The 9,661-nt window shown below is 73.3% G+C and carries 6 protein-coding genes; 1 reads left to right on the forward strand and 5 read right to left on the reverse strand.

Annotated elements, in window-relative coordinates:
• Positions 1 to 656 precede the first annotated feature (656 nt).
• Positions 657 to 3,173 (reverse strand): Tex family protein, encoded by a 2,517-nt coding sequence (locus AB0B97_RS26420; protein ID WP_357497367.1) that lies wholly within the window; start codon positions 3,171 to 3,173, stop codon positions 657 to 659.
• A gap of 155 nt (positions 3,174 to 3,328) precedes the next feature.
• Here AB0B97_RS26420 and dgt point away from each other — a divergent pair, with 155 nt between their 5' ends.
• On the forward strand, positions 3,329 to 4,840 hold the full coding sequence (dgt, locus tag AB0B97_RS26425) for a dGTP triphosphohydrolase (RefSeq protein ID WP_234587873.1): 1,512 nt from the start codon (positions 3,329 to 3,331) through the stop codon (positions 4,838 to 4,840).
• Between the two features lie 9 nt (positions 4,841 to 4,849).
• On the opposite strand, the gene AB0B97_RS26430 is transcribed toward dgt, so the two are convergent.
• The 4 genes from AB0B97_RS26430 to AB0B97_RS26445 all read right to left on the reverse strand — a co-directional run bounded on the left by AB0B97_RS26430 (position 4,850) and on the right by AB0B97_RS26445 (position 9,363).
• A complete protein-coding gene (locus AB0B97_RS26430; protein ID WP_357497797.1) occupies positions 4,850 to 5,941 on the reverse strand; it encodes an MBL fold metallo-hydrolase in 1,092 nt (363 codons plus the stop codon).
• Between the two features lie 161 nt (positions 5,942 to 6,102).
• Positions 6,103 to 7,113 (reverse strand): serine hydrolase, encoded by a 1,011-nt coding sequence (locus AB0B97_RS26435; protein ID WP_357497369.1) that lies wholly within the window; start codon positions 7,111 to 7,113, stop codon positions 6,103 to 6,105.
• A gap of 106 nt (positions 7,114 to 7,219) precedes the next feature.
• A complete protein-coding gene (locus AB0B97_RS26440) occupies positions 7,220 to 8,182 on the reverse strand; it encodes an SDR family NAD(P)-dependent oxidoreductase (RefSeq protein WP_357497372.1) in 963 nt (320 codons plus the stop codon).
• Entirely contained in the window at positions 8,179 to 9,363 is a 1,185-nt protein-coding gene (locus tag AB0B97_RS26445) for a zinc-dependent alcohol dehydrogenase (protein WP_357497374.1), read from the reverse strand. The genes AB0B97_RS26440 and AB0B97_RS26445 overlap by 4 nt, the downstream gene beginning before the upstream one ends.
• Between the last annotated feature and the right edge of the window lie 298 nt (positions 9,364 to 9,661).

The raw sequence follows: 9,661 nt of genomic DNA on the forward strand, positions 1-9,661 counted from the left end.
ACTCAACGACCGCCCCCGCATGACCCTCGGCTGGGCCACCCCCGGTGAGAAAATGGCCCAGCTACTCGGTGTTGCAACCACCGGTTGAGCCCGCCCGCCGAACGGAAACTGTCCAAGATCTACACCAAAATCGGGAAGCGGTGCGTGCGGCTGGGCCGCCCGTGGGCGGGCCGGTTAAGGGCGTGTCGATGGCTGGCCTGCCCTACCCATGGGCCGCTCGCCCCCGACCCACGCGTGGGCCGCTCGCTCGTCGCACAGGTGGGCATTTCGCCCCGACCCACGCTGGACCGCTCGACCCGATCCACGCGAGGGGCCCGTTGGCCCCGGTCCACGTGGGGGCCTGTTGGCCTCGGTCCGCGCGGGGGGCTCGTTGACCCCGGTCCACGCGGGGGCCCGTTGGCCCCGATCCACGCGTGGGGCCCGTCGCCGCGATCCACGCGGGGGGCTCGCTCGCCCCGATCCACAGGCGGGACAGCTCGACAGTGCCCATGGGTGGGGCCGAGCTGTCCCGCCCCATCGGTGGGGCAGCTCGACAGGGCCCGCCAATGGTCCGGCGGGTCGGTCAATGCGGGGTGGTGGCCTGGGAGGCGCCGAGGATGACCGCCCCTGCGGGGCATCCCGGGCGCCTCCGCACGGCGGCTGACCGATCGCGCTGATCAGGCCAATCCAGCGCGGCGCAGAGCCTCCGCCATCGCGTCGTTCGCCGGTGCCGGAGCGCCCTGCCGCTGCTGCCCGCCCCGTGCGCCCTGCCCGCCGCGACCGCCGGACCCACCCTGGCCACCAGACCTGCCCTGGCCGCCAGACCCGCCAGACCCGCCGGACCCGCCGCGACCGCCGGACGCGCCGCGACCGTCAGACCCGCCGCGACCGCCGGCGCCGCCACCGGATCCGCCGCGACCGTCCTGCCCGCCGCGCCCACCCTGCGGACCGCGCTGCGCCGGGCCGCCGCGCCCCTCCTGACTCGTCCGACCACCACCGGTCGCGGCGGGATCGTCCTCCAAGCGCAGGGTCAACGAGATGCGCTTACGGGGTACGTCCACGTCGAGCACCCGCACCTTGACCACGTCGCCGGACTTGACCACCTCGCGGGGGTCCTTGACGAACGTCCGGGACATCGCCGACACGTGCACCAGGCCGTCCTGGTGGACCCCGACATCGACGAACGCGCCGAACGCGGCCACGTTGGTCACCACACCCTCCAGGACCATGCCGGGCGTCAGGTCACTGATCTTCTCCACCCCCTCGACGAAGGTGGCGGTGCGGAACTCCGGTCGCGGGTCGCGGCCGGGCTTCTCCAACTCGGCGAGGATGTCGGTGACGGTGGGCAGGCCGAACCGGTCGTCGACGAAGTCGGTGGCCCGCAGCCCGCGCAGGATCGCGCTCTTGCCGATCACCGAGCGCAGGTCCTGACCGGTGCTGGCGAGGATACGCCGCACCACCGGGTAGGCCTCGGGGTGCACGCTGGAGGAGTCCAGCGGGTCGTCGCCGTCGGGGATGCGCAGGAAGCCGGCGCACTGCTCGAACGCCTTCGGCCCGAGCCGGGCGACCTTCTTCAGCTCGGTCCGCGACCGGAACGGCCCGTTGGCGTCCCGGTGCAGCACGATGTTCTCCGCCAGCCCGGCCCCGATCCCGGAGACCCGGGTCAGCAGCGGTGCCGAGGCGGTGTTGACGTCCACCCCGACCGCGTTCACGCAGTCCTCCACGACCGCGTCCAGCGACCGGGACAGCTTCACCTCGGACAGGTCGTGCTGGTACTGGCCGACACCGATCGACCGTGGATCGATCTTGACCAGTTCGGCGAGCGGGTCCTGGAGGCGGCGGGCGATGGAGACCGCGCCGCGCAGCGACACGTCCATCCCGGGCAGCTCCTGCGAGGCGTACGCGGAGGCGGAGTAGACCGACGCGCCGGCCTCGGAGACCATCACCTTGGTCAGGTTGAGCTGCGGGTGCCGGGCGATCAGCTCCCCGGCGAGCTTGTCCGTCTCCCGGGAGGCGGTGCCGTTGCCGATCGCGATCAGCTCCACCCCGTGCGCCCCGGCCAGCCGGGCGAGTGTCTCGATCGACGCGTCCCACTGTCGACGTGGCTCGTGCGGATAGATGGTGTCGGTGGCGAGGACCTTGCCGGTGGCGTCCACCACGGCCACCTTCACCCCGGTACGCAGGCCCGGGTCCAGGCCCATCGTCGCTCGGGTGCCGGCCGGCGCGGCCAGCAGCAGGTCACGCAGGTTGGTGGCGAAGACCCGTACGGCCTCCTCCTCGGCCGCCTGCCACAGCCGCATCCGCAGGTCGGCCCCGAGGTGGATGAGGATCCGGGTACGCCACGCCCAGCGGACCGTGTCGGCCAGCCAGCGGTCGGCCGGGCGGCCCGCGTCGGACACGCCGAACCGGCCGGCGATCACCGCCTCGTACCGGCTCGGGCCGGTCGGCACGGCGTCCGCCTCGCCGGCCTCCTCCGGGTCCATGGTCAGGTCGAGCACGCCCTCCTTCTCGCCCCGGAACATCGCCAGGATCCGGTGCGAGGGCAGCTTCGGGTACGGCTCGGAGAAGTCGAAGTAGTCGGAGAACTTGGCGCCGGCCGTCTCCTGACCGTCGCGTACCCGCGACACCAGACGGCCCCGCGACCACATCTGCTCGCGCAGCGTGCCGATCAGGTCGGCGTCCTCGGCGAAGGTCTCGATGAGGATCGCCCGCGCGCCCTCCAGCGCGGCGGCGGCGTCCGCGACGCCCTTCTCCGCGTCGACGAACCCGGCGGCGGTGGCCTTCGGGTCCTGGCTGGGGTCGGCCAGCAGCGTCTCGGCCAGCGGCGCGAGCCCGGCCTCGCGGGCGATCTGCGCCCGGGTCCGCCGCTTCGGCTTGTACGGCAGGTAGATGTCCTCCAACCGCGACTTCGAGTCGGCGGCCATGATCTGCGCTTCCAGGGCCTCGTCCAGCTTGCCCTGGCCGCGGATCGACTCCAGCACGGCGGCCCGCCGCTCGTCCAGCTCCCGCAGGTAGCGCAGCCGCTCCTCCAGGGTGCGCAGCTGGGTGTCGTCGAGCAGGCCGGTGGCCTCCTTGCGGTAGCGGGCGATGAACGGCACGGTGGCGCCGCCGTCGAGCAGCTCCACGGCCGCCCGCACCTGACGCTCGGCCACGCCGAGCTCGTCGGCGATCCGCTGATGAACAGACTGGGTCACGATCTCGATCCGCCTTCGGGAGTGGGTACCGCCTGCATTCTGCCGGGCGGCCCGGGGCGCTGTCGCCGCGCCCGGCCGAGGCGGCAGACCGAACCGCCGCGCCCGGCCGGGGTGACCGGCGACGGCCCCGCCGGGCCTGCGCTAGCGTGGCGATCATGGAATCACCTGCGGAGTCGCGCACCCGGCGGCTCTTCGGCGGCAGCGCCCGGGCCCTCGGCGACCTCACGGCCAACCCGTTCCGCGCCGACCGGGACCGGATCGTCGGTTCGCCGTTCTTCGCCCGCCTCGGCGGGGTCACCCAGGTGATCAGCCCGGTCGGCTCCGGGTTGCTGGTGCACAACCGGCTCACGCACAGCCTGAAGGTCGCTCAGGTGGCCCGGGCGATCGCCGAGCGCCTGACGGCCGACGACAGGTGGCGCGGCCTGCTGGACAAGCTCGGCGGCTGCGACCCCGACGTGGTGGAGGCCGCGGCGCTCGCCCACGACCTCGGCCACCCACCGTTCGGGCACCTGGGGGAGCGGGTGCTCGACCGGCTGGCCCGCCAGCGTCTCGGCCTCGCCGACGGCTTCGAGGGCAACGCCCAGTCGTACCGGATCGTCACCAGCACCGAGATCGGGGGCGCGGCCACCACCGGGCTGGACCTGACCGCCGCGGTCCGTGCGGCGATGCTGAAGTACCCGTGGACGCGGCTGGACTACCCCGACCCGCACCCACGCCTGCTGGACCCGCCGCCCCGCGGCGCCACCCCGCCCCCGGACGACCCGGAGAGCGGCTCGTTGAAGTTCGGGGCGTACCGGACCGAGCTGGACGACCTGCGGCAGGCGCGGGAGCCGTTCGTCGGCCGCATCCCGGACTGGCAGCAGACCGTGGAGGCGTCGGTGATGGACACCGCCGACGACATCGCGTACGCCATCCACGACGTGGAGGACTTCTACCGGGTCGGTGTGCTCCAGCAGGGGTCGGTCTCCGCCGAGCTGATGGCCTGGCAGCGCGAGAGCGGGCACTTCCGGGCGATCACCGATGCCGCGCTGGCCACCGCCGCCCGGCGGCCCGGCGCCGCCATCGAACGCCTGCGCCGCCAACTGCACCGTAAGGACGCGTGGATCGCCGACGACGAGGCGTTCGCCGCCGCGGTCGAGCACGTCCGCGAGGAGTTGGTGGACGGGCTGCTGGCGATGCCGTTCGACGGCTCGATCGAGGCGGAGCAGTACGTGTCGCGGTTCTCCGCCCGTTGGTCGACCCGCTTCGTCGAGGCGATCACGGTGACCGACCAGCCGTCGGTGCGCTCCGGGTACGTGCTGCTCGGCTGCGCGCAGTGGCACGAGGTGCAGGTGCTCAAGTTCGTCCACCACCGGTTCGTGCTGGCCCGCCCCGACCTGGCCCTGCACCAGCGTGGTCAGGCCCGGCTGCTGGGCACCCTGGTGGAGGCGCTGTGGGAGTGGCTGCTCGACCCGGAGGAGGAGTCCCGACTGCCCCGCCGGCTGCACGACCTGGTCGAGCTGGCCGAGGCGGAGCTGCACCCGCGTACGCCGGACCGGATCGGCCGCGCCCGGGGCCGCGCCATCGTGGACTTCGTCGCGCAGCTCACCGACGGTCAGGCGGTCGCGATGCTGGACGCGCTCTCCGGCCGCTCCGGCGCGCTCTGGACCGACGCCTTCGTGCTCTGACCCGACGCCTCAAGCGACCGACTGCCACCACCCGTCGACGGCGGGCGGGTCGTCGACGACCACCCGCTCGCCGGGGCGGGGCACGGCCAGTCGTACGTCGCGGGCCTTCGCCTCGGCCCACAGCCGGTTCACCGGCTCCGACCAGTCGTGCAGGGCCAGGTTGAACGTCGCCCAGTGCACCGGGATGAACAGGCCGCCGCGCAGGTCCAGGTGGGCGTCGACCGCCTCCTCCGGGAACATGTGGATGGTCGGCCACGCCCGGTCGTACGCGCCGATCTGCATCAGCGTCACGTCGAACGGCCCGTGCTCGGCGCCGATCGCCGCGTACCCGGCGAAGTAGCCGGAGTCACCGGTGTAGAAGACCTTGCGTCGGGCCCCGGCGACCACCCACGAACTCCAGAGGGTGCCGTCGCGGCGCAGCCCTCGGCCGGAGAAGTGCTGGGCGGCGGTCGCGGTGATCTCCAACCCGTCGACCCGGTGCGACTCGGACCAGTCCAGCTCGATGATCCGCTCGGCGGGCACACCCCACCGGTCCAGGTGGGCGCCCACCCCGAGCGGCACCAGGAACGGCGCGGACTGCCCAGCCACCAGCGCCTGCACGGTGGGCAGGTCCAGGTGGTCGTAGTGGTCGTGGGAGATCAGGATCGCGTCCAGCGGGGGGAGTTCGTCCAGGCGTACCGGCGGCTCGTGCAGCCGGCGCGGGCCGACAAGCCCGGACGGCGAGCAGCGGTCACTCCAGACCGGGTCGAGCAGGACCCGCCGACCCTCGATCTCGATCAGCGCCGAAGCGTGGCCGTACCAGATGATGTTGAGCTCGTCGGCGGCGGCCTGCGGCGCGCTGGGGCGCAGCAGTGGCACGGGCGCGGTGGGCCGCCGTTTCTGCTTGCCGAAGATCAGCTCCCGGAGCAGGTTGCGACCCGGCTCTGCGGCGACCATCGTGCGGGTGTCGGCCTGGTTGTGGAAGGTGCCGTCGCGAAACTGGGGCGAGCGGGCCGCCCGTTCGGCGCGGGCGCCGGCGAGCCGGCCGCCGAGGGCCGCGGGCACGTCCCGGGCCACCCAGGCCAGGCCGGCGAGCGCGGCCAGCCCTGCCGTTCCCCGCATCAGTCGCCCGAGCGACAGTTGCCCGTCCGTGCGTTCCGCTGGCGCCATCGCCGTCCCTCCGCCGTGTCCCGCACTACACGGTAGTTCCCCCCGGCCGTTCCCGCCCCGGCGGTGGCCCGCACCGGGCCGGTCGTCACCCGACGACCGACCCGGCAGCGGGATCAGCCGCCGTTGCTGGGTCGGCGGGCGGTCGTCCGGAAGACGGTGCCGGTGCCGCCGAGACGGTCGACCGCCGCCAGGAACTTCGGACCCATGGCGGCCCGGGCCTGCACCGCCGGGTGGGTCGCGCCGAAGTTGTCCGGGTCGGCCTGCCCGTCGGCGAAGAGCGCGTAGGTCAGCACCGCCGCGCCGGCCCGGTCGAAGATCACCCCGGCCTCGTGCCGGGCGTCGGCGAACCAGCCCGCCTTGGTGGCGATGCGGGCCCGCTCGTCCGACGACATGGTGCGCCGGATGCCGTCGGTGAAGGCCACCGGGGCGCGCAGCAACCCGAGCAGGTGCGCGGTCGAGGCCGGCGACAGCAGCGTGCCGGCGACCAGGGCGCGCAGCAGGTCGTGGGTCTCCCGGGGGGTGCTGGTGCCGAGGAAGAACCGGTTCGGGTTGGCCACCGGCTCGACCTGGGTGTTCGGGAAGCCCTTACCGACCAGAATCGAGTTGATCTCGGCGGCGGGAGCTACCAGCCCGCACAGCCGTACCGCCGTGTCGTCGGAGACGGTCAGCAGATTGGCCAGCACGTGCCCGAGGGTCACGCTGCTGGGGTACGCGCCGTCGAGGCTGAAGATGCCATCGCCACCCGGCACCACGATCGACGCGGTGACGTCGACCCGCTGGTCCAGCGCCAGCAGCCCCCGGTCCACCTTGTCCAACACCGCCGTGGCCACCGCGATCTTGTTGACGCTGTACGCCTCGATCCGCCGGTCCGCGTCCGCCGCCACCGCGACGACCGGCGGGCCCGCCGGGTCGGCCACGCTGACGTACGCCTGCCAGTTGCCACCGGCCTCGGTGCTGTACCGGGTGAAGGCGGCGGCGACCCGGTTGGCGGCCCGGGCAGGGGTGGTCGGTGCCGCCTCGGTGCTCTCCGCGGCGCTGGCCGGGGCGGCCGCGCCGAGCACCGTACCGGCGGTGGCCACTGTGCCCAGTCCGAGTGCCGTCCTGCGGTTCAGTCGGATGGTCAATCGTCTCTCCCGTCGTGGGGCGCCGGAGCGCTTGCCGGCCCACCACCCTAGGCGAGTTGATCGATGCACGATGCCCCCAGAGAAGTCCCGAACAGTCCCGAACACCTCAGCCGTGGCGTCGGCGCAGCACGGCATCGACCGCGCCGGCGGCCGCCCCGCGCAGCTGCGCGGCCGGCCCGGACACGGCGCGGGCGAACTGCCGCAGGTCGGGCAGGTGGCCGCCGCGGACCGACTCGCCGGCCGGGTTCGGGGCGAAGACCGTCCCGTCGTGCGCCGGGACCGGCCGCCCGCTCAGGCCGGCCAGGCGCATCAACGGCCCGACGAGGACGTCGTAGACGCCCGGCAGCACCGTGAAACCGGCCCGCAGCACCACGTTCAGCCGGCCCACCGACACCTCCCGACGCGGCCGGTCCACACAGTCGACAATGGCCCGGGCCACCCGCTGCGGCCCGGCGACCGGCGGCGGGGGCCGGCCGGCCCGACCGAGGTAGTTGGCCGCCTGCTGGTACACCGGGGTGTCCACACTGCCCGGGTTGACCAGGCAGAGGTGGATGTCCGGGCTGTCCCGCAGCTCCTGTTGGACCGTCCGGGCCAACCCCTGCAACCCCCACTTGCTCGTCACGTAGGCGCTCATGTACGGAGCGGTGATGTGCCCCAGCACCGACCCGGTGAGGATCAGGGTGCCGGCGCCGGTGGCCCGGAAGTGCCGCAGCGCCACCCGGGCCGCACCCGCGGCGGCCAGCAGATCGGTCCGCACCACCTGCTCGAAGACCCGCTCCGGCAGCTCGTCGAAGCGCCCGTAGGCCATCACCGCCGCGGTGTGCACCCACACGTCGATACGGCCGAACCGCTCGATCGCCGCATCCGCCAGCGCCTCCAGCGCGCCCGGCTCGGTGACGTCCGTCGCCACGGTCAGGACCTCGACGTCCGCGCACTCCTCGCGTACCTCGGCGAGGGTCTGCGGGGCGCGGGCCGCGAGCACCAGGCGGTCGCCGCGCTCGGCGAACGCCCGGGCCGTCGCCCGGCCGATCCCGCTGGTCGCGCCCGCGACCACCACCACCCGACTCACGGAGCCAGCACGACCTTGATGCAGCCGTCCTCCTTCTTCTGGAACATCTCGTACGCCTGCGGCGCCTCGCTCAGCGGCAGCCGGTGCGTGCGCAGGTCCTCGACACCCAGGGGGTCGTCGTCGCCGGAGAGCAGCGGCAGGATCTCGTCGGTCCACCGGCGCACGTGGCACTGCCCCATCCGCAACTGGATGCCCCGGTCGAACATCTCCATCATCGGCATCGGGTCGGCCTCACCGCCGTAGACGCCGGAGAGGGACACGGTGCCACCGCGACGGACCCCCTTGAGCGCGGCGTGCAGGACGGACAGCCGGTCCACGCCAGCCTCGTCGGTCATCGTCTGGGCCAGCTTGTCCGGCAGGAGTCCGGCGGCGGTCTGGGCCAGCTTGCCCGCGGGCGAACCGTGCGCCTCCATGCCGACGGCGTCGATGACGGCGTCCGGCCCGCGCCCGTCGACCAGGTCGATCAGCGCGCCCGGCACGTCGGACAACTCGCGGACGTCGAGGACCTCGATGCCGTGCCGGCGGGCCAGTTCCAGCCGCTCGGGCACCAGGTCCAGTCCGATGACGCGGCCGGCGCCGAGGTGACGGCCGATCCGGGCGCAGAACTGGCCGACCGGGCCCAGCCCGAACACGGCAAGGGTGCCGCCGGGCGGGGTGTCGGCGTACTTCACGGCCTGCCAGGCGGTCGGCAGGATGTCCGAGAGGTAGAGGTAGCGCTCGTCCGCGCCGGTCTGCGGGATCTTGATCGGTCCGAAGTGGGCCTGGGGTACGCGCAGGTACTCGGCCTGACCGCCGGGCACCGAACCGTAGAGGGAGGTGTAGCCGAACAGCGCCGCGCCCTTGCCCGCACTGGTCACCTGGGTCGTCTCACACTGGGCGTAGAGCTGGCGGCGGCACATCCAGCAGCTGCCGCACGAGATGTTGAACGGCACCACCACCCGGTCGCCGGGCTTGAGCCCGGTCACTTCCGACCCGACCTCCTCGACGATGCCCATCGGCTCGTGACCCAGGACGTCACCGGGCTTCAGGTACGGCCCCAGCACCTCGTACAGGTGCAGGTCCGAGCCGCAGATCGCCGTGGACGTGATCTTCACGATCGCGTCGGTCGGTTCCTCGATCCGGGGATCCGGCACCTCCTCGACCCGTACGTCCCGCTTGCCCTGCCAGGTCAACGCCTTCATGTCTGGCTGCCCTCCGTCGGTCCTGCCTGACTGCTACCCGGGGACGGGCGATTGAACCGGCTGCGACCGACGGGTGTGCGGGGCCTTCGGCTGGCGTTCGTGGCTCGGTGGTGTGGCGGGTTGGCGGGCCTGCGGGGCCTGCTGGTGGTTGCGGTTGTGGGCTGGGGGCGACCGGGCTCGGGCTTGCCGGTGGTTGCGGTTGGGGCTGGGGGGGGAGCGAGGCACCGGAGGGGGGGGGGGGCGGATAAAGGCTGAACGGAGAGGAGGGCGAAGAAAACGAAAGGGGGAGGAAGAGGAA

Source organism: Micromonospora sp. NPDC049004, from assembly GCF_040649315.1.
In the GTDB taxonomy this organism is placed as follows: domain Bacteria; phylum Actinomycetota; class Actinomycetes; order Mycobacteriales; family Micromonosporaceae; genus Micromonospora.